This window comes from Paraburkholderia sp. GAS33 (genome assembly GCF_050436645.1).
GTDB lineage: Bacteria > Pseudomonadota > Gammaproteobacteria > Burkholderiales > Burkholderiaceae > Paraburkholderia > Paraburkholderia phenazinium_B.
Map to the genome: position 1 here is coordinate 188,312 of NZ_JBNDMP010000006.1, position 19,029 is coordinate 207,340.

At 61.1% G+C, this 19,029-nt stretch carries 15 protein-coding genes; 11 read left to right on the top strand and 4 right to left on the bottom strand.

The features are described 5' to 3' along the window. Nucleotides 1-21: 21 nt before the first annotated feature. Nucleotides 22-594 carry a helix-turn-helix domain-containing protein gene (locus P3T24_RS20305; protein ID WP_074267734.1) on the bottom strand — a complete coding sequence of 191 codons (573 nt, stop codon included), beginning with the start codon at nucleotides 592-594 and terminating at the stop codon, nucleotides 22-24. A gap of 503 nt (nucleotides 595-1,097) precedes the next feature. On the opposite strand from P3T24_RS20305, the gene P3T24_RS20310 reads away from it, so the two are divergent. Beyond that, nucleotides 1,098-2,621, top strand: coding sequence for a peptide MFS transporter (locus tag P3T24_RS20310; protein ID WP_429288026.1), 1,524 nt, complete (start codon nucleotides 1,098-1,100; stop codon nucleotides 2,619-2,621). A 128-nt stretch (nucleotides 2,622-2,749) separates the two neighbouring features. On the opposite strand, the gene P3T24_RS20315 is transcribed toward P3T24_RS20310, so the two are convergent. Further along, the gene (locus P3T24_RS20315) at nucleotides 2,750-3,187 is read right to left on the bottom strand and encodes a carboxymuconolactone decarboxylase family protein (RefSeq protein WP_429437157.1); all 438 of its coding nucleotides are present in this window, start codon (nucleotides 3,185-3,187) and stop codon (nucleotides 2,750-2,752) included. Between the two features lie 111 nt (nucleotides 3,188-3,298). Here P3T24_RS20315 and P3T24_RS20320 point away from each other — a divergent pair, with 111 nt between their 5' ends. The 6 genes from P3T24_RS20320 to P3T24_RS20345 all read left to right on the top strand — a co-directional run bounded on the left by P3T24_RS20320 (nucleotide 3,299) and on the right by P3T24_RS20345 (nucleotide 10,119). After that, on the top strand, nucleotides 3,299-4,771 hold the full coding sequence (locus P3T24_RS20320; protein WP_429437160.1) for a PLP-dependent aminotransferase family protein: 1,473 nt from the start codon (nucleotides 3,299-3,301) through the stop codon (nucleotides 4,769-4,771). A 213-nt stretch (nucleotides 4,772-4,984) separates the two neighbouring features. Then, entirely contained in the window at nucleotides 4,985-5,437 is a 453-nt protein-coding gene (locus tag P3T24_RS20325; RefSeq protein WP_074267738.1) for an HU family DNA-binding protein, read from the top strand. Between the two features lie 398 nt (nucleotides 5,438-5,835). Beyond that, nucleotides 5,836-7,245 carry a circularly permuted type 2 ATP-grasp protein gene (locus P3T24_RS20330; RefSeq protein ID WP_074269340.1) on the top strand — a complete coding sequence of 470 codons (1,410 nt, stop codon included), beginning with the start codon at nucleotides 5,836-5,838 and terminating at the stop codon, nucleotides 7,243-7,245. 160 nt (nucleotides 7,246-7,405) lie between these two features. Beyond that, nucleotides 7,406-8,356 carry an alpha-E domain-containing protein gene (locus P3T24_RS20335; RefSeq protein WP_074267739.1) on the top strand — a complete coding sequence of 317 codons (951 nt, stop codon included), beginning with the start codon at nucleotides 7,406-7,408 and terminating at the stop codon, nucleotides 8,354-8,356. A 13-nt stretch (nucleotides 8,357-8,369) separates the two neighbouring features. Continuing rightward, nucleotides 8,370-9,167, top strand: a complete 798-nt coding sequence (locus tag P3T24_RS20340) for a transglutaminase family protein (RefSeq protein WP_429288023.1) — start codon at nucleotides 8,370-8,372, stop codon at nucleotides 9,165-9,167. A gap of 73 nt (nucleotides 9,168-9,240) precedes the next feature. After that, nucleotides 9,241-10,119, top strand: coding sequence for a peptidase (locus P3T24_RS20345; protein WP_429437163.1), 879 nt, complete (start codon nucleotides 9,241-9,243; stop codon nucleotides 10,117-10,119). A gap of 138 nt (nucleotides 10,120-10,257) precedes the next feature. On the opposite strand, the gene P3T24_RS20350 is transcribed toward P3T24_RS20345, so the two are convergent. Continuing rightward, nucleotides 10,258-11,406: a porin gene (locus tag P3T24_RS20350; RefSeq protein WP_429437166.1), complete on the bottom strand. Its 1,149-nt coding sequence runs from the start codon at nucleotides 11,404-11,406 to the stop codon at nucleotides 10,258-10,260. Nucleotides 11,407-11,789: 383 nt separating this feature from the next. Continuing rightward, nucleotides 11,790-13,163 carry a YhjD/YihY/BrkB family envelope integrity protein gene (locus P3T24_RS20355; protein ID WP_429437169.1) on the bottom strand — a complete coding sequence of 458 codons (1,374 nt, stop codon included), beginning with the start codon at nucleotides 13,161-13,163 and terminating at the stop codon, nucleotides 11,790-11,792. Nucleotides 13,164-13,383: 220 nt separating this feature from the next. Between P3T24_RS20355 and fdnG the strand changes: the two genes are divergently transcribed. The 4 genes from fdnG to fdhE all read left to right on the top strand — a co-directional run bounded on the left by fdnG (nucleotide 13,384) and on the right by fdhE (nucleotide 19,028). Then, entirely contained in the window at nucleotides 13,384-16,455 is a 3,072-nt protein-coding gene (fdnG, locus tag P3T24_RS20360) for a formate dehydrogenase-N subunit alpha (protein ID WP_143787671.1), read from the top strand. A 15-nt stretch (nucleotides 16,456-16,470) separates the two neighbouring features. Further along, on the top strand, nucleotides 16,471-17,406 hold the full coding sequence (gene fdxH / locus P3T24_RS20365) for a formate dehydrogenase subunit beta (RefSeq protein ID WP_429288020.1): 936 nt from the start codon (nucleotides 16,471-16,473) through the stop codon (nucleotides 17,404-17,406). Then, entirely contained in the window at nucleotides 17,393-18,019 is a 627-nt protein-coding gene (locus P3T24_RS20370; RefSeq protein WP_429437171.1) for a formate dehydrogenase subunit gamma, read from the top strand. Before fdxH ends, P3T24_RS20370 begins: the two co-directional genes overlap by 14 nt. A gap of 76 nt (nucleotides 18,020-18,095) precedes the next feature. Further along, a complete protein-coding gene (fdhE, locus tag P3T24_RS20375) occupies nucleotides 18,096-19,028 on the top strand; it encodes a formate dehydrogenase accessory protein FdhE (protein WP_429437174.1) in 933 nt (310 codons plus the stop codon). The last annotated feature ends 1 nt before the right edge of the window (nucleotide 19,029 follow it).

Sequence of the window (19,029 nt, forward strand, 5' to 3'; positions counted from 1 at the left end):
GAAGGTGGCGGGGCGCCCTTATCAGAACAATCTCGGTGTTCCGACCCAAACCACCAGCGATTCGCCGCGCGCCGTATTGGCCCAGCTATGCGGCACGGTCGACTCGTAGTGCGCGCTATCGCCTGCCTGTAGCGCAAATGTCTTGCCTTCCAGTGTCAACGAGACCTTGCCGCTGATCACATACAGAAATTCTTCGCCTGCATGGGTGTTCACCTCGGAGCGTTTCTGTCCTGGGGGCATCTTCACCAGAATCGCTTCGAGTTGACGGCCGCCTGTCAGGTTGGTCAGGCGCGCGAACAGGTTCGCAGAGTCGGCGAAACCGAAAAACTTCAGCTGGTTGCCGCGGCTGACCGAGCGTTCTTCGCTGGGCGTGTCGACGAAATACTGCACGGTGACGCCGAGCGCGCTGGCGATCCCCGCTAGCGACGTCAGCGAAGGCGTGGCGAGGCCGCGTTCCACCTGCGAGAGGAAGGGTTTTGAAATGCGTGCTGCTGTGGCTGTGTCATCGAGTGTGCGCTTCAGCCGCTGGCGCAGCGCGCGTATCTTGCTACCCAGCTCGAGGGCCGGATTTTTGTTTTCAGTTTTCGTGACCATAGCGAGATGAATCAGCCCGTCAAAATATGTTTGATTTAAGTAAACAAAATTTGATAGCCTTGTAGGCCATCGCACTAGCGCGAGTATGCCCGGGGGCGTTTTTTTTCGAAATAAACTCTCTATAGTGCCAGAAGCCCATTCTGGTCGGCAGTTTGCTCAGTGACAGGTGCCGTCCGGAGGCGCAGCAGAGGATAACAGCGTCTATTTGGAATTCGCACCATTCATGCATCTGGCGCTTAAATTACGCGATGCGTTTGGAGTAATGGATGATATCGCGCGGCAGGCGCGGGAAAAATGTTCGATTGCCCTTACGTGGTGTTACCTGCATCAGTGAATTCCCTGAGTGACGCGGAGGTTGGCACTCAGGAGAATCGCGAGCGCTCGCGAAGCGGCATAAGCTTTCGGTTCGCTTGCTCCTTGAAATCCCGCGCACGGCGATCCTGGGCGCGGACATACGGGCGGCGCGCTCACCGAAGCGCGCCGTTGCCAAGAACACGAGATTAATGATGAATTCAACCGTATCCCAGACTCGATCGTTTTCGACCGTCTTCCTGATCGAGCTGTGGGAGCGTTTCGGCTACTACGGAATGGCCGCGCTGTTGGTCCTGTTCATGATCGACAAGCTCGGCTTCACCGACAGTCATGCCACGCTCACCTGGGGCGCGTTTACGGCGCTCGTGTATGCCGCGCCGTCGGTAGGCGGCTGGATCGGCGACAAGATCCTCGGCGCCCGCCGCACCATGGTGTTCGGCGCACTGGTGCTGTGCTGCGGGTATCTGATGCTGGCGATGCCGAACGATCAGCTCGGCTACATGTATGGCTCGCTTGGCGTGATCGTCGTGGGCAATGGCCTCTTCAAGGCCAATGCGGCGAATCTGGTGCGCCGCATCTATGAAGGCGACGACGCGCGTATCGACAGCGCGTTCACGATCTACTACATGGCCGTCAACATCGGCTCGACAGTGTCGATGCTCGCCACGCCGTGGATCAAGGACCATTGGGGCTGGCATGCGGCCTTCGCCGTGTGCTGCGGCGGCATGCTGCTCGCCGTGGTGAATTACTTCATCATGTTCCGCACGCTGGCGCACGTGGGTTCTGCACCGGACTCCGAACCGATCCGCTGGGATCGCGTGGGCATGGTGGTAATCGGTGGCGCCGCGCTCGGCCTCGCAACCATGTTCGTGCTGCAGCATAAGGCGATCGCCGTGGCCTGCGTTTACACGGCAGGTGTCGCGATTCTGGCAATCTTCGGCTACATGCTCGCGAAATGCGAACAGTCGGAACGCGCCGGTCTGATTGCTGCGCTGGTGCTCACACTGCAGGCGATCCTGTTTTTCGTGTTCTATCAGCAGATGTCCACGTCGCTTACGCTGTTTGCGGTTCGCAATGTCGATCCGCATTTCTACGTGCTCGGCACTTCGCTCTTCACCTGGAGCGCGGCGCAGTTCCAGGCGCTCAATCCGATCTGGATCATGCTGCTGAGCCCGATTCTCGCGGTGATGTACACGCGGGCGGCGAAGAGCGGCAACGATGTGTCGGTGGCGGTGAAGTACGCGATTGGCTTCGCGGTCGTCGCGGCGGGCTTCTTTGTCTACGCAGTGAGCGGTCGTTATGCGGTGGACGGCCGGGTGTCGTCGTGGTTCATGGTGGGGGGCTACGGCCTGTATTCGCTCGGCGAACTGCTGGTGAGCGGCCTGGGTCTCGCGATGATCGCGCGCTACGTGCCGGCGCGTATGAGCGGCTTTCTGATGGGCGCGTACTTCGTGGCGAGCGGTGTGTCGCAATACCTCGGCAGCGTGGTGGCGAACTTCGCGCAGATGCCTTCCGGCGATCTCGATCCGCTGCAGTCGCTGCCGCTCTATACGAAACTTTTCATGGGCCTCGGCTGGCTCGCAGCGCTCGGTGCGCTGGTGGCCGTTCTGCTGTTGCCGCTGATGAACCGCCTGTCCCGCGAGCATCATCGCAGTTCGAACGAAGCGCGCGAGAACGCGCAGGCTGAAGGGCAACTGTCTGCCGTAGCGAAGTAAGCATCAGACGGGAACGGATGCCGCTTCCCGCTCGATAAACGGAACAGGGCGCGCCTTTGCGGCGCGCCCTGTTCCGTTTACGGCCTTGTTTTATGGCCGTTTCCTGTCACTGCGCTGTGCGGCTTCATTCATTCCGGAATCTTGCGAAAGCCGACCGAGATCCGGTTCCAACCGTTGATCGCGACTACCAGCATCGTCAGGTCGGCCAGTTCCTGATCGGTGAAATGCGGTCTTACTGCGTCCCACACTGCATCCGGCACATGAGTCTGGGCAACCAGCGTGAGCGCTTCCGTCCATTCGAGCGCCGCGCGTTCGCGTGCGCTGAAGAATGGCGCTTCGCGCCAGACAACGACGGACGCCAGACGCCGCTCCGTTTCGCCGCCTTTGCGCGCATCGTTGGTATGCATGTCGACGCAGAACGCGCAGCCGTTGATCTGCGAGGCACGCAGTCGCACCAGTTCCATCAGCGGCTTCTCGAGACCGCATTCGCTGACGGCCTTTTCCAGCGCCATCATGGCGCGGGTGCCGGTGGGGCTCGCTTTGTAGAAGTCGAGACGGGATTGCATGATTTGCTCCTGATTGAAAATGTCCGCAAGACGGGACCACGAACGTCAGCTTAGGCCTTAAAGTGGTCGTATAAAATAGCCATTTATCGACTATTTCAGGTAACCACTTCGATGGACATCCACATCGTAGTCGTTGGACACCGCGACCTGGCGGGACAGATCTACCGGCAATTGCGCGCGGGCATCGTCGAAGGACGTTTGGCGGGCGGCACGCGTTTGCCTTCCACGCGCGATCTCGCGGTGCAACTCGGCGTGTCGCGCAAGACGACGCTTGATGTGTTCGAGCGGCTGCTTGCCGAGGGCTATCTGAGCGCGCGCACAGGGGCAGGGACGTTCGTTGCCGAAGGTCTGCAGCGGCTACCCGTGCAACATGCGGGCTACGTCCGGACAGTTGAACCGGCGCGTGCACAGACGAAAGCCCGTTCGAAAGCGCGCGCACAGCCGCTTTGGGAACACATGCCTGCCGGATTGTCGTTGCCGGCATCGAAGCTCGTGTTGGAGCACGAATTCATCGGCGGCATGACGGACAAATCGCTGTTCCCCTTCGACGTCTGGCGCCGCTGCATCAATCAGGCTGTGCAAGCGCAGTCGCGCAGTCCAGGTATTTATCGCGACGCCGCCGGGGAGCCGGAGTTGCGTCTCGCGATTTCGCGCTATCTCGGGTTTAACCGCGCGGTCGTGTGCAACGCGGATGAGGTACTCGTCACGCAAGGCGCGCAGCACGCGCTCGACCTGATGGCGCGTGTCATGCTGCGTCCGGGTGACGTGGCGGCGCTCGAAGATCCCGGCTATCCGCCCGCGCGTGCCTGCTTCGCGGCGGCCGGGGCGAAGGTCGTTGCCGTGCCGGTGGATGCGGACGGCCTCATGGTTCACAAGCTTCCGGACAATGCGCGGCTCGTCTATGTCACGCCTTCGCACCAGTTTCCGCTCGGCATGCCGATGAGTCTCGAGCGTCGCGTTGCGTTGCTGGAATGGGCGCAAAAGCGCGGCGCAGTGATCATCGAGGACGACTACGACAGCGAATATCGCTTCGAAGGCCGGCCTATGGAGCCGTTGAAAAGTCTCGATCGCGCCGGACTGGTCGCTTATATCGGCACGTTTTCGAAAACGATCTTCCCGGAGCTGCGAGTCGGCTACGTGGTGCCGCCCGCTCCATTGCTCAGGCCGCTTTGCACGGCGCGGCAGGTTGCCGACCTGCACGGCTGCACGCTGACCCAGACCGCGCTTGCGGCTTTCATGCTGGATGGCGAGTTCGCCAAGCATTTGCGGCGCATGCACAAGGTTTATGCGGCGCGTCGCGTGTGTCTGCTCGAGCATCTGCAAGGCGGCCTCGAACCATGGTTTGACGCCGTGGTGCCGACCGCCGGCATCCATCTGGCCGCGCGCCTCAAAGGGACGATTACCGAGGAAAAGGTGATCGCAGCGGCGCGCGCGGCGTCGATCGGGCTCTACGGAATCGCTCGATTTCATCGTCGAGCGAGGCCGCAGCCTGGTCTGATGTTCGGTTACGGCGGCATCGCGGTTGAACAGATTGATGCTGCGTTAACGGCGCTTGCGAAGCTGATGCCCCGTCTCGCACGCTGAGCGCCAGGGTTCATTTTTCATGCGCCGTTTCACGTTTACCCCCTGAAATACGGGTTAAAAAGTGTTGCGGAGTCGGCGCGACGCAACAAACCGTAACGCTAATACACAAAAGAGTCGCGCAAAACGCCATAGCGCTTGTAGAATCCGGCCTTGAAGCGTGCGCATACCGCGGGCGCTTCTTGCATTCACTGACCAACAACAGGTAGGAGAAACATGCCGACTTCCGCAAAAAAGGTGGCCAAGAAGGCTGCTACGGTACCGACCAAAAAGGTTGCTGCGAAGAAAGTTCCTGCGAAGAAAGTCGTCGCAGCTAAGAAGGTCGCCGTGAAGGCGTCTGGCGGCGCCCCGTCGCCGATCAAGGACACCTTCACGAAGGCCTCGCTGGCTGCACACGTCGCAGAACTGGCTGCTGTTGAGCCGAAGGCTGCCAAGGCTGTGCTGGCCGCGCTCGAAGACACGATCCTCGGCGCAGTCCACAAGAAGGGTGCTGGCGAATTCACGCTGTCGGGTCTTCTGAAGATCGTCGTGCAAGCTGTGCCGGCGAAGAAGAAGCGCTTCGGCAAAGACCCGTTCACGGGCGAAGAGCGTTGGTTCCCGGCCAAGCCGGCTAGCGTGCGCATCAAGGCACGTCCGCTGAAGAAGCTGAAGGACGCAGCAGCAGCGTAATCGTGCAGGACGTCCCGCTGGTTATGGCCGGTTCGATAACAGCGGTTGGCGTCACGCCGAGCTGATGTGCTGAATGTTCAGGCAGTGCAAAATCCCCGCGGGTACGAATCCGCGGGGATTTTTATTGGCGCAGCGGTTTGTTGCGCAACGACGCACGGGCTGGGCGCATGAGGCTGCCAATACGCCATGGAGATGCGCCCGATGCACCGGAGTAGCGCATTGCGGGGCGCCGCAGTACGATGATGCCGAAGCCGTGCGGGCCGTATGCGCTGTTCGTGTGCATCCTTCTCCGGTTTGTGTGCGGAAAGCCAATGGCATAGCGTTTGCTTTGATGCTTGTCGAACACCCGAATGCGCAGCGCATTCGCCTTCTATCCGACAACAAGAGCGGGGCGTGACATGCGATGCTATGACGAGATGCGTCATCACGATGAAGTCGTGCGGCCTCATTACGCACGCTTCGAGCGCTGGCTCGTAAAGCAGGGCAATGAGGCAATCGCGCGCAAGCGCGCGGAGGCGGACCTGTTGTTTCGCCGTGTGGGCATCACCTTCGCGGTTAACGGCGACCTGTCCGGCACCGAACGGCTCATCCCGTTCGATCTGATCCCGCGGATCATTCCGCGCGGCGAATGGCAGTCTCTCGAAGCGGGTCTGCGGCAGCGCGTGCAGGCGCTCAATCTGTTTATCCACGACGTCTATCACGACCGCAATATCGTGCGCGCCGGCATCGTTCCCGCTGAGCAGGTCTATACCAATGCGCAGTATCGTCCGGAGATGCAGGGCGTCAATGTGCCGCTCGGCGTGTACGCGCATATTGCCGGCGTCGACGTGGTGCGGGCCGGCGACGACGGTGCTTTCTACGTGCTCGAAGACAATCTGCGAGTGCCGTCCGGTGTGTCCTACATGCTGGAAAACCGCAAGATGATGATGCGGTTGTTTCCGGAACTGTTCGTACAGAACCGCATTGCGCCGGTGGCGCACTATCCTGATCTGCTGCTCGATACGTTGCGTTCGGTCGCGCCGGAAGGCGTCGACGATCCGGTCGTCGTGGTGCTCACGCCGGGCATGTACAACTCGGCGTACTTCGAGCACACGTTCCTGGCTCAGCAGATGGGCGTGGAACTGGTGGAAGGCAAAGATCTGTTTGTCGACGACAACTATGTCTTCATGCGCACCACCCAGGGACCCAAGCGCGTCGACGTGATCTATCGCCGGGTGGACGACGACTTTCTCGATCCGCTTGCGTTCCGTACCGATTCGGCGCTCGGCGTGCCGGGTCTGCTGACCGCTTATCGGGCTGGGCGCGTGGCGCTCGCCAACGCGATGGGCACCGGCATTGCCGACGACAAATCGATCTATCCGTACGTGCCGGAAATGATCGAGTTCTATCTCGGCGAGAAGCCGATTCTCAACAACGTGCCGACGTTCCAGTGCCGCAAGCCGGACGATCTCGCCTATACGCTTGCGCATCTGCCTGAGCTGGTGGTGAAGGAAGTGCACGGCGCAGGCGGCTATGGAATGCTGGTGGGACCGGCTTCGACCACGGCCGAGATCGAAGACTTTCGCAAACGTCTGATCGCGCGCCCGGCCGGCTATATCGCGCAGCCGACGCTCGCGTTGTCGGCTTGTCCGACCTTCGTGGAGGCGGGCATCGCGCCGCGCCATATCGACCTGCGGCCGTTTGTGCTGTCGGGCAAGACCGTGACGATGTGCGCAGGCGGGCTGACCCGTGTGGCGCTGCAGGAAGGGTCGCTGGTGGTCAATTCATCGCAGGGAGGCGGGACCAAGGATACCTGGATGGTCGACTGAAGGGGTCGCGGGTCTCGCCGCCGTCCCAAAGCGGCGGCAGCCACACCCGCTGACAAGGAAAGCCGGCGCGATGCTCGCATCAGATCGTATAAGCGCCGGCGCGAACGGGTAACCAGCGCGGGCCAGGAATGCCCAGCGTCATCAATCATGGAAAGCCGTCATGCTAAGCCGCACTGCCGACCACCTCTTCTGGATGGCCCGTTACATGGAGCGCGCCGAGAATACCGCGCGCATGCTGGATATCAATCTGAAGGCGCTGCTGCTGCCGCAGACGCCGGAGCAGGAGGCCCGCGCACAGCGTTCGGTGCTGCGCATCTCCGAACTCGAGTCGGCCTTCACGCAACGCTACGACGAACCGACGCGCGAGAAGGTGCTGGATTTCATGGTGGCGGACGCTGCCAACCCGTCCAGCATTTATTCGTGCCTGCAGGCCGCGCGTGAAAACGCTCGCGCCGTGCGCGGCACGTTGACCACCGAATGGTGGGAGACGATCAACGACACCTGGCTCCAGTTCACCGAGCGGATCGCGGCGGGGCAGCTCGCCACGAGCCCGGATGGTCTGTTCGAATGGGTCAAGTTCCGCTCGCACCTGTCGCGCGGCGTGACGATCGGCACCGCGCTGCAGGACGATGCGTTCTTCTTCACGCAGCTCGGTACCTATCTGGAGCGGGCCGACAACACCGCGCGGATTCTCGACGTGCGCTTTGCCGACGTCGAGCCGAATTCGCGCGATGCCGCACGTCAGCTCGAAGATTTCTACTACTGGACTTCGATTCTCAGTTCGGTGTCGGCGCTGGAGATCTATCGCAAGGTGTATCGCGATGTCGTCACGCCGGCGCGCGTGGTCGAGCTGATGATCCTGAACCAGCAGATGCCGCGTTCGCTGCTCGCCTCCGTGGATGGCGTCTGCAACAACCTGGCGATGCTGCGTACCACGGGCTCCAACCAGTGCGAGCGGTTTGCCGGCAAGCTGCGCGCCGAGCTGGTGTACTCCGACATCCGGCAGATTTTCGAAGCCGGCCTGCACGCTTATCTGACGCAATTCCTGGCTCGGGTGTTCGAACTGGGCAATCTCGTTGCGCGTACCTATCTGATGTTGCCAGTGGCCTGACGGAGTTATTTTTATGTACCTGACCATCCGCCACGACACCGCCTATCGCTACGAATCGACGGTTCATTATTCGATCCAGCAGCTGCGCCTCACGCCTTCCAGCGGCGCCTCGCAGACGGTGCGGCGCTGGAGTATCGACGCCCCCGGCAAGCTCGATTCCACCTTCGACGCCTATGGCAACGTGCTGCATACGCTGGTGCTGAACAAGCCGCATAGCGAGATCCGCCTGCATGTTTCGGGGGAGGTCGACACGATTGCGCTGGTCGACGGCCAGCTGCGCGACGCGGTTGGTCCCATTCCGCTCGAGCACTACACCTGTGCCACGCGGCTGACCGAAGCCGACGGGGCAGTGCGCGAACTGGCACAGTCGGTGGCAGCGCTCGATTCGCCGCGCGGCCTGATCAAGCTGGCCGAGGAGATCGCACAGCGCGTGAAATACCGGCCCGGCACCACGGAAGTGACCAGCACGGCCTCCGAGGCGCTCGCGCTCGGCAACGGCGTGTGTCAGGACCATGCGCACCTGATGCTGGCCTGCTGCCGGTTGCGCGGCATCCCGGCGCGTTACGTGAGTGGCTATATCGAGCCGGGCGACGTGCCGAATGGCGCGAGCCACGCCTGGGTTGACGTCTGGCTCGGCACTGGATGGATTTCCGTCGACGTAACAAACGCGGCGTTTGCAAGCGAAATCTACTGCCGGCTGGCAGCGGCGCGCGATTACGAAGCGGCCGCGCCGATCCGCGGACGGCGCATCGGCGGACTCGAGGAAAAGCTGAACGTCTCGGTGACGGTTAGTGCACAGTTACCACAGTAAGGTGGATCGCACCAAAGGCTGCGGCGGCGTCGCATTACAATAGCGGCGTCTGCTGGTCTTCTGGATATTTTCTATGACTTACTGTGTGGCGATGTGCGTGGACGACGGACTCATCTTTTTGTCCGATACTCGCACCAACGCCGGCGTCGATCACATCAGCACCGCGCGCAAGATGACGGTGTTCGAGCAGCCCGGCGAGCGTGTGCTGGTGCTGCTGGGCGCCGGCAACCTGTCGCTGACCCAGGCGGTGCTGCAGGAGCTGAGCGAGCCATCCGACCCCGAGCGCCCTACGCTGTGGAGCGCGCCGACCATGGCGGACGCGGCACGCGTCATCGGCCAGGCAGTGCGCGACGTGCATCAGCGCGAAGCCCAGGCGCTGCAGGAATTCGGCGTCGACTTCAATTGCAGCTTTATTCTGGGTGGCCAGATTGCTGCCAGCGGCAAGGCGCGTGCGAGCCGGCCGCATCTGTTCATGATTTACGCCGCGGGCAACTTCATCGAATCGTCGGCGGTGAACCCCTATTTCCAGATTGGCGAGTCGAAATACGGCAAGCCGATCATCGACCGCGTGCTGACCCCGACCACCCCGCTCGACGAGGCCGCCAAGTGCGCGCTGATCTCGATGGACTCGACGCTGCGCTCGAATCTGTCCGTGGGCCTGCCGCTCGATCTGCTGGTGTACGAAAAGGACGCGCTGCGCGTGACGCGCTTCGTCTCGGTCGATCATGACAACACGTACTTTGAAATGATCCACCGCACGTGGGGCGAGCGCCTGCGTCAGGTGTTCTCCGAGATTCCCGATCCCGACTGGCAGACGTCGGCCAACGTGCCGACGCAGCGCCCCGAGCGCGCCCTGGTGATGCATCGCGCGCCGGTAGGTGGCGACGAGGCGGTCGAAGCGAAGCCGGCTCAGACGCTGGCGCAAGCCGAGAAGCACAAGGCGCAACGCTAGTAGACCCGTAGAACGGGTGCGCGGCGCTTGCCAAAGGTCGCGCAAACAATTCCCGCAGCAATGAAAAAAGCCAGCCACCGGCTTATCGCCTGTGGCTGGCTTTTGACAGCGTCCTGCTTCAGCTGTCCGTCAAGTCGATTAGAACTTGTGACGGATACCGAGGCTGACGATTGCTTGCGAGTTCGAAGCCGAGAATTCGTCGTAGTCAGCAACCGATGCCACTGCGCCCGTGCCCGTTGCGCGTTGATAGGCGCCAACCAGGTAGAGGTCCGTGCGCTTCGAGAGGTTGTAGTCGCCGCCCAGCGAGATCTGGTTGTACGATGCCGAGTCGCCGTTGCCCGAACCGTGCGTGAACGTGTAGCCCAGACCCAGCAATGCTGCCGGCGTCAGTTGGTAGTTCACGAAACCTGCGCCGACGTTGTAACGTTCCGTCGAGGTGAAGCCTGCGACCGAGTACGCGTCCGGCTTGTACTGAGCGTTGCTGTAACGGAGGCCGGCGGTGACCGGGCCGATAACGTATTGCGCGCCGATAGAAGCGATACCGATCGACTTGGCCGTTTCGTACGGCAGGTTGATCGAGTTGAACGTGCCGTCCGACGTGGCCGACCAGCCGGCTGCTGCGCGAGCTGCCTTGCTTTCGCCGGTGTTGTCCATGCGGATGTAGCCGGCTGCAACGCTGAACGGACCGTTTGCGTACGTAGCTGCGCCCGACCAGGTTTGACCCGAGCCAGTCGAACCTGCGACGCCGCCGAATGCGTACATCGCTTCGAACTGGAAGCCAGCGTACGTTTGCGACGTGTACTTGATTGCGTTGTTCGTACGCGAGCTGTTGTCGTTGTTGTCAACGTCGCTCGGCGTCGTGAACGTGGAGCCCCAGTAGTTGTCAGCCGTGACTGCCTGGACCAGGTCGACGACCGGGTCATACTGGCGGCCGAGCGTGACCGTACCGAACTGATCGCTTGCCAGACCGACGAATGCCTGACGGCCGAACATCTTGCCGCCTTGGCCCAGAGAGCCGTTGTTCGGGCTGAAACCGTTTTCCAACTGGAACACAGCCTTCAGGCCACCGCCCAGATCTTCCGTACCCTTCAGGCCCCAGCGGTTGCCCTGCAGGTTGCCGGCGGCGAGGCCGACGGAACTCTTGTTGCTGCCCGAAACGTTAACGTTATTAACGTACTGGATCGAATCGTCGAGCACGCCGTACAGGGTCACGCTGCTTTGAGCATGAGCGGCGCCTGCTGCGCCCAAGAGTGCCAGCGAGAGGCTAGACAGTGCGAACTTTTTCATCCATTTCTCCACGCGATGATTGGTTTAGTTGTTGCGGGATGGAGAATAGCGCAGGCCGTCTGAAGGGTAATACTGAAAAAAAATGAGTGTCTCGTAAACGTGACACCGGCCGAAAACGCTTATATATCAAGGAAAGTGGACATTGTTGCTAATACAGCAACACCGAATGTCGAAATCCGCATTATTGTTGTTTCGTTCATAGTCAGGGCGTTGGCATGTGTCACAGAAGCGTCCGTGGCGGGACGGATGTAACTTTTTGTATCTTTGGGCGGGGCGACGCGAGATCGTCAAATTCCATTGAAATCAACCCTGGATTGATTTGCGTGCTAGACAGTTGCGCCCGAATGTGAGTGTTCTCCCTGGTATGGGACGCGAAAAAGGTCTCAGCCGGCGTTATCGTCGCGGCGGCGGCCGGTCACCGCGGTCACGAGGAACCCGGCGCCGGCGGCCAGCAGTATCGATCTCCACGGATACCGTTTGACATAGCGGTCCGCCGCCGCAGCTTTGCGCCCAGCCTCCAGCAGAGTCGAGGCGGCAGCGCGAGTTGCCTGGCCCTCCGCCCGAAAGACTTTGCGCCCAATGCTGGCGGCCGCGCGGACGTCCATGGCCCGCGGGGCTGGAGATTGCTGACCGCGTTGACTCCGCTGAATCTGCTGCGCCTGTGTTTCCGGCTCGCTTGCCGCGGAGCCTGCCGGAGCCCCATTAGCAGCGGTGCTCTGCGCGTCCGAACTGTCTGGCCGTTCTGTCGGCGCCATCGCCTGCGCGAGCGTGGCGGCGGGCGAGAGACCTGCGGTACGTCCGGACATCGTCGAAGCAGCGAACACCGAGGCCATCTTCGCGCGGCTGCCCGGCGGGGCGTGGTCCAGTTGCCCCCATGCGCCACGCGGATCGTGCAGACGTCCGCGCGCCGCCGAGAACTCCGCGCCGAGCAGCAGCACGGCGGCCGAGAAGTACAGCCACATCAACAGCACCGCCAGCGAACCCGCCGCGCCGAACGAATTGGCCATGCCCGCATGGGCCAGATAGAGAGCGAAGAGTTTCTTGCCTGCCGAGAACAGCACGGCTGCCACCGCACCGCCCACAAGGGCGTCGCGCCAGCGGACCACGGCGTCGGGCAGGAATTTCAGCAGGGCGGCGAAGGCGAAGGCCAGCACCAGCAGGCCGACTGCCAACTGCATCAGGTTGCCGATTACGACGTAGGGCGAGTTGCCCCACAGCCACTGACCGATAAACGTAATGGCCGTATCGAGCACCAGCGAGACGATCAACAGAAACGCCACGCCGAGCACGAGCCCAAACGAAATGAGCCGGACCCGCACCAGCGCGATGACGCTCGACGAGCGCGGTCCCGAGAGCGGCCAGACGATGTTGAGCGCGCTATTGAGCGACGAGAACGTGGCCGACGCGCCGATCGCGAGGAGCGCGAACGAAATGATCGCCGCGATCCCGCCTGCGCTACCCGCGTGGCGGGCATTCTGGACAATTGTTTGCACGCCGGTGGCGGCTTCGTCGCCGAGCAGCCCATGGATATGAGCGAACAGTTCGCCGCGCACGGCCTGAGCGCCGAAGAACCATCCTGCCACGGCGATCACCATGACAAGCGTGGGCGCCAGCGAGAACGCCGCATAAAACGCAATGGCTGCCGCCATGGCAGCACAGCGGTCTTCAGCGAACTGCCTGAACGCACCGATTGCCCATGAGGCTTGCTGGCGCGCTGCGCTTTGCAATTTGTCGGCGGATAGCGTGTCGATGTCCATACGGCCTCTTGACGGGATCGTGGCGCCGGAAGTTGCTCACGTGCAGATGCGGCACGGCGGGTATGACCTTACGTATTGCAAGCACTATGCCTGTCACTATAACAAGGACGATCCCGCGGCAGGGTATGGCCGGCTGGGGTCATGCACAGTCACACGTACACATATAAGTAAACGTCTTATACTTTTTACTACCCACACAACATCCATGCCGAGGGCGACCATGCTGCAAATGTCCCGGCGTCAGTTCCTGAAGGTGACGGCATCCACGCTGGCCGGATCGAGCTTGGCCCTGATGGGCTTCTCCCCGGACCCCGCGCTCGCCGAAGTCCGTCAGTACAAACTGTCGCGCACCACTGAAACCCGGAACACCTGCCCGTATTGCTCGGTGGGCTGCGGGATCCTCATGTATGGCCTCGGTGACGGCGCGAAGAACGCCACGGCCAGCATCATCCATATAGAAGGCGACCCGGATCATCCGGTCAATCGCGGCACGCTGTGTCCGAAGGGCGCGAGCCTGATCGACTTCATCCATAGCCCGAGCCGCCTCTTGTATCCCGAGTATCGGGCGGCCGGCTCCGATCAGTGGCAGCGCATTTCGTGGGATGACGCGCTCGACCGCATCGCGAAACTGATGAAGGCCGACCGCGACGCCAACTTCGTCGAAACCACCGAGGATGGCAAGAAGGTCAACCGCTGGCTGACCACGGGGATGCTCGCTGCATCGGCCGCAAGCAACGAAGTAGGGTATCTGACGCACAAGGCCGTGCGCAGCATGGGGATGTTGGCGTTCGACAACCAGGCGCGTGTCTGACACGGCCCGACGGTGGCAGGTCTTGCCCCGACGTTTGGCCGTGGAGCGATGACGAACCATTGGGTCGACATCAAGAACGCGGACGTGATCTTGGTGATGGGCGGCAATGCGGCCGAGGCGCACCCGTGTGGCTTCAAGTGGGTAGCGGAAGCCAAGGCGAACCGCAAGGCACGCCTGATCGTGGTCGACCCTCGCTTTACGCGAACCGCATCGGTGGCGGACTATTACGCGCCGATTCGTACCGGCACGGACATTGTGTTCCTTGGTGGGGTGATCAACTATCTGCTGACACACGACAAGATCCAGCACGAGTACGTAAAGAATTACACGGACTTTGCGTTCATCGTGCGCCAGGATTTTGCCTTCAAAGACGGCATCTATTCCGGCTACGACGCCGACAAGCACGCGTATCCGGACAAGGATTCGTGGGATTACGAGCGTGGCGACGACGGCTTTGTGAAGGTCGACATGACGCTGCAGGATCCGCGTTGCGTTTACAACCTGCTCAAACAGCATTACTCGCGCTATACGCCCGAGATGGTCGAAAAGACCTGTGGCACACCGAAGGAAAAATTCCTGAAGGTCTGCGAAATGCTTTCCACGACGGCCGTGCCTGGGCGTGCGGGGACGATCCTGTATGCGCTTGGCTGGACCCATCACTCGGTCGGTGCGCAGATGATCCGTACCGGCGCGATGGTGCAACTGCTGCTCGGCAATATCGGCATCGCCGGCGGCGGCATGAACGCGCTGCGCGGTCACTCGAACATCCAGGGGCTGACGGACCTCGGGTTGATGTCGAACATGCTGCCGGGCTATATGACGCTGCCGACGGAAGGCGAGCAGAACTACGCCGACTACATCAAGAAGCGCGCTACGCAGCAGTTACGGCCCAACCAGCTTAGCTACTGGAAGAACTACGGCGCGTTTTTTGTGAGCTTCATGAAGTCGTGGTGGGGCGACGCGGCTACAGCCGATAACAACTGGGGCTACGACTATCTGCCCAAGCTCGACAAGCTATACGACTTGCTGCAAGCCATCGAACTGATGGATCAGGGCAAGATGAACGGCTATATCGCGCAAGGCTTCAATGTGCTCGCATCCTCGCCGAACAAGGCCAAAACCGCTTCCGCGCTGGGCAAGCTGAAATGGCTGGTGGTGATGGACCCGCTCGCCATCGAAACCGCCGAGTTCTGGAAGAATTATGGCGACTACAACGACGTCGACGCGTCGAAGATCCAGACCGAAGTCTTCCGGTTGCCGACAACACTGTTCGCGGAGGAACGCGGTTCGCTGGTGAGTTCGAGCCGTGTGCTGCAGTGGCACTGGAAGGGCGTAGAGGGTCCAGGCGAATCGAAGAGCGACCTGGAGATCATGTCGGGGATTTTCCTGCGCATGCGCAAGGCGTATCAGGAGCAGGGCGGCAAATTCCCGGATCCAATCGTCAAGCTCGCATGGCCGTACGCGAACCCGGAAAGCCCGACGCCGGAAGAACTGGCGATGGAGTACAGCGGTCGCGCGGTCACCGATCTGACCGACGCGAAGGACCCGACCAAGGTGCTGGTGAAGAAGGGCGAGCAGCTATCGGGCTTTGCGCAATTGAAGGACGACGGTTCGACCGCAAGCGGCTGCTGGATTTTTTGCGGCTCATGGACCCAGGCCGGCAACCAGATGGGGCGGCGCGACAACGACGACCCGACCGGTATCGGCCAGACCCTCAACTGGGCGTGGGCGTGGCCGGTGAACCGGCGGATTCTCTACAACCGCGCATCGTGCGATCTGAACGGCAAGCCGTTCGACCCCACCCGCAAGCTGATTGGTTGGAACGGTTCCGCATGGACCGGGGCGGACATCCCCGACTTCAAGGTGGACGAGCCCCCGGAAAACGGCATGGGACCGTTCATCATGAACCCTGAAGGCGTAGCGCGTTTCTTCGCGCGCGACGCGATGAACGAAGGACCGTTCCCCGAGCACTACGAGCCGTTTGAAACGCCGCTTGGCTATAACCCGCTGCATCCGCAGAACGCGCAGGCCACCAACAACCCGGCCGCGCGCGTGTTCCCGGAGGACCGGGCGGCCTTCGGCAAGGCAGCGGACTTCCCGCATACGGCGACCACCTATCGGCTGACCGAGCATTTCCATTTCTGGACCAAGCATGCGCGGCTGAATTCGATCATTCAGCCGCAGCAGTTCGTCGAAATTGGCGAAGACCTGGCGAAAGAGGTGGGCGTGGTGGCGGGCGACCGCGTGAAAGTATCGTCGAATCGCGGCTATCTGATTGCCGTAGCGGTGGTGACCAAGCGGATCAAGCCGCTGATGATCGACGGCAAGAAGGTGCAGACCGTTGGCGTCCCGCTGCATTGGGGCTTCAAGGGGCAGACGAAGCCGGGGTACATCACCAACACGTTGACGCCGGTGGTAGGCGACGCGAATTCGCAGACACCGGAATTCAAGTCGTTCCTCGTGAAGGTCGAGAAGGCATAGGGGGCGAGATAAAAAATGGCACTGCAATCATTGGATATCAAACGCCTGTCCGCTACCACGACTCCTCCCCCGGGGGTACGGGAGCCGGTGACCGGCACCGTGGCGAAGCTGATCGACGTCAGCAAATGCATTGGCTGCAAGGCGTGTCAGACGGCGTGCATGGAGTGGAACGACCTGCGCGACGAGGTGGGAATCAACCACGGGGTGTACGACAACCCGCTGGATCTCACCGAGCATTCGTGGACGGTGATGCGTTTCTCCGAGTACGAGAATCCGGACGGCAACCTCGAATGGCTGATCCGCAAGGACGGCTGCATGCACTGCGAGGATCCGGGCTGCCTGAAGGCGTGTCCGTCGCCGGGCGCGATTGTGCAGTACACGAACGGCATCGTCGATTTTCATGAGGAGAACTGCATTGGCTGCGGCTATTGCGTGACGGGCTGTCCGTTCAACATTCCGCGTATTTCGAAGACGGACCATCGGGCATACAAATGCACGCTATGTTCCGACCGCGTCGCGGTGGGTCAGGAGCCGGCGTGCGTGAAGACGTGTCCGACCGGTGCGATTGTGTTCGGCACCAAGGAGGACATGAAGCAGCACGCGGCGGAGCGCATCGAAGATCTCAAGGAGCGCGGCTTCGAGCACGCGGGACTGTACGACCCACCGGGCGTGAGCGGGACGCACGTGATGTATGTGCTGCACCACGCGGACCAGCCTTCGCTGTACCACGGCTTGCCGGATCATCCGCGGATCAGTCCGATGGTGCGTTTGTGGAAGGGCATTGCGAAGCCGCTGGCGGTGGCGGGGATTGCTTTGGCGGCGCTGTCCGGCTTCTTCCATTACACGCGGATTGGCCCGAACGAGGTGACGGAAGACGACGAACTGGCGGCGCGGGATGAGGCCAGGCGCATTCGTGGCGAGCGCGAGGAGCAGAACGATGAAGTCAAATGACCCGAATCTGATTGTGCGTTACACGGCGAACGAGCGGACGAATCACTGGATCACGGCGATTTCGTTTGTGATGCTGGCGTTGTCTGGGTTAGCGTTGTTTCATCCGTCGATGTTCTGGCTAACGGCGTTGTTTGGCGGAGGGCAGTGGACGCGGATCCTGCATCCGTTTGTGGGTCTGGTGATGTTTGTGTCGTTCCTGATTCTCGCGGTGCGATTTTGGCATCACAACTATCTGGACCGTGACGATGTACAGTGGTTAAGGCAGATTGATGATGTACTCGCGAATCGCGAGGAGAATTTGCCGGAGATTGGGCGGTATAACGCTGGGCAGAAGCTTTTGTTTTTCACTATGGTGGGGTGTCTGGTTTTACTGCTTTGCAGTGGGGTTGTTATCTGGCGGCGGTATTTTTCGGTTTACTTTCCGATTGAGGTGATTCGGCTTGCTGCCCTTGTCCATGCTTTTGCCGCGTTTGTTCTCATTGTTGGGATTGTGGTGCATATCTATGCTGCCATCTGGATCAAGGGGTCCGTCGGCGCTATGGTGCGTGGTACCGTCACTCTAGGGTGGGCGAGGAAGCATCATCCTAAGTGGTTTCGGGAGAGTGTTAAATAGGAAGGCCACCAGCCAAGGCAACAGAACACCCCGCCCCAAAGCGTGCGCAGCAAACAAAGAAAGAGCCGCAGTTGATATGCCCCAAAAAATCCTAGACCCGTCACAAATAGCATCCCAGGACCCCTCAGCGATCCCGCGCATCCGCCTGCCGGAGCGGGCGACAGTATTTGAAACCCGCGCAGCGAGACTAAAAAACCTCGCCGCTGGCAATCCGATCTCCGCTTACATCAGACTGATGTCAACAGTAGCCGCGGCCCAGCACCTGCAGCTAACAACCATCACCCTAAACCTCCCATCGCGGGAAGCGATCACCCAGGCTCAACACCACTCCATGCCTCTAATCCCGGCCTTCTCACCGGATCGAGACCCGCAGTGGCGCGCCGTCCTCCACCGCTTGCTGGACAAAGTCGAAGCCGCCGGCGCCATCACCCCCGCACTCGGCAACGTTCTCGACACCCTGCGTCTAAAGACCCTCGAAGAACTCGATACCCAGGCCGACGCGGTCCTGGCCCATCGCTATAACGAAATCGATCCCGCCTCCGCCCCGTTTATCATGGCAGCCCTCCAGGTGGTCTGGACCGATCTTGCGAGCCGTCTCGATCCGCGTGATATTCCCTATCTCGACACGCCAGGCGTCTGTCCCGTCTGCGGCGCTCTGCCAGTTGCCAGCATCGTGCGCGTCGGCGGTCAGTATCAGGGCTACCGTTATCTGCAATGCGGTCTATGCTCCAGTGAATGGCATGTGGTCCGCACCAAATGCTCGAATTGCGATTCGACCAAAGGGATCGCCTATCATGGCATCGCGGGCGGTAACGAGGCCCTCAAGGCAGAATCCTGCGATGAATGTCATACGTATCGCAAGATCGGCTATCAGGAGAAAGACTTCGAGTTCGAGCCGCTCGCAGATGACCTCGCGAGCCTCACGCTCGATCTGTTGATGAACGAAGCAGGCTATCGGCGCAGTAGCCCCAATCCGTTGCTGTGGCCTGAAGTGCCATCGGATGCCTAAG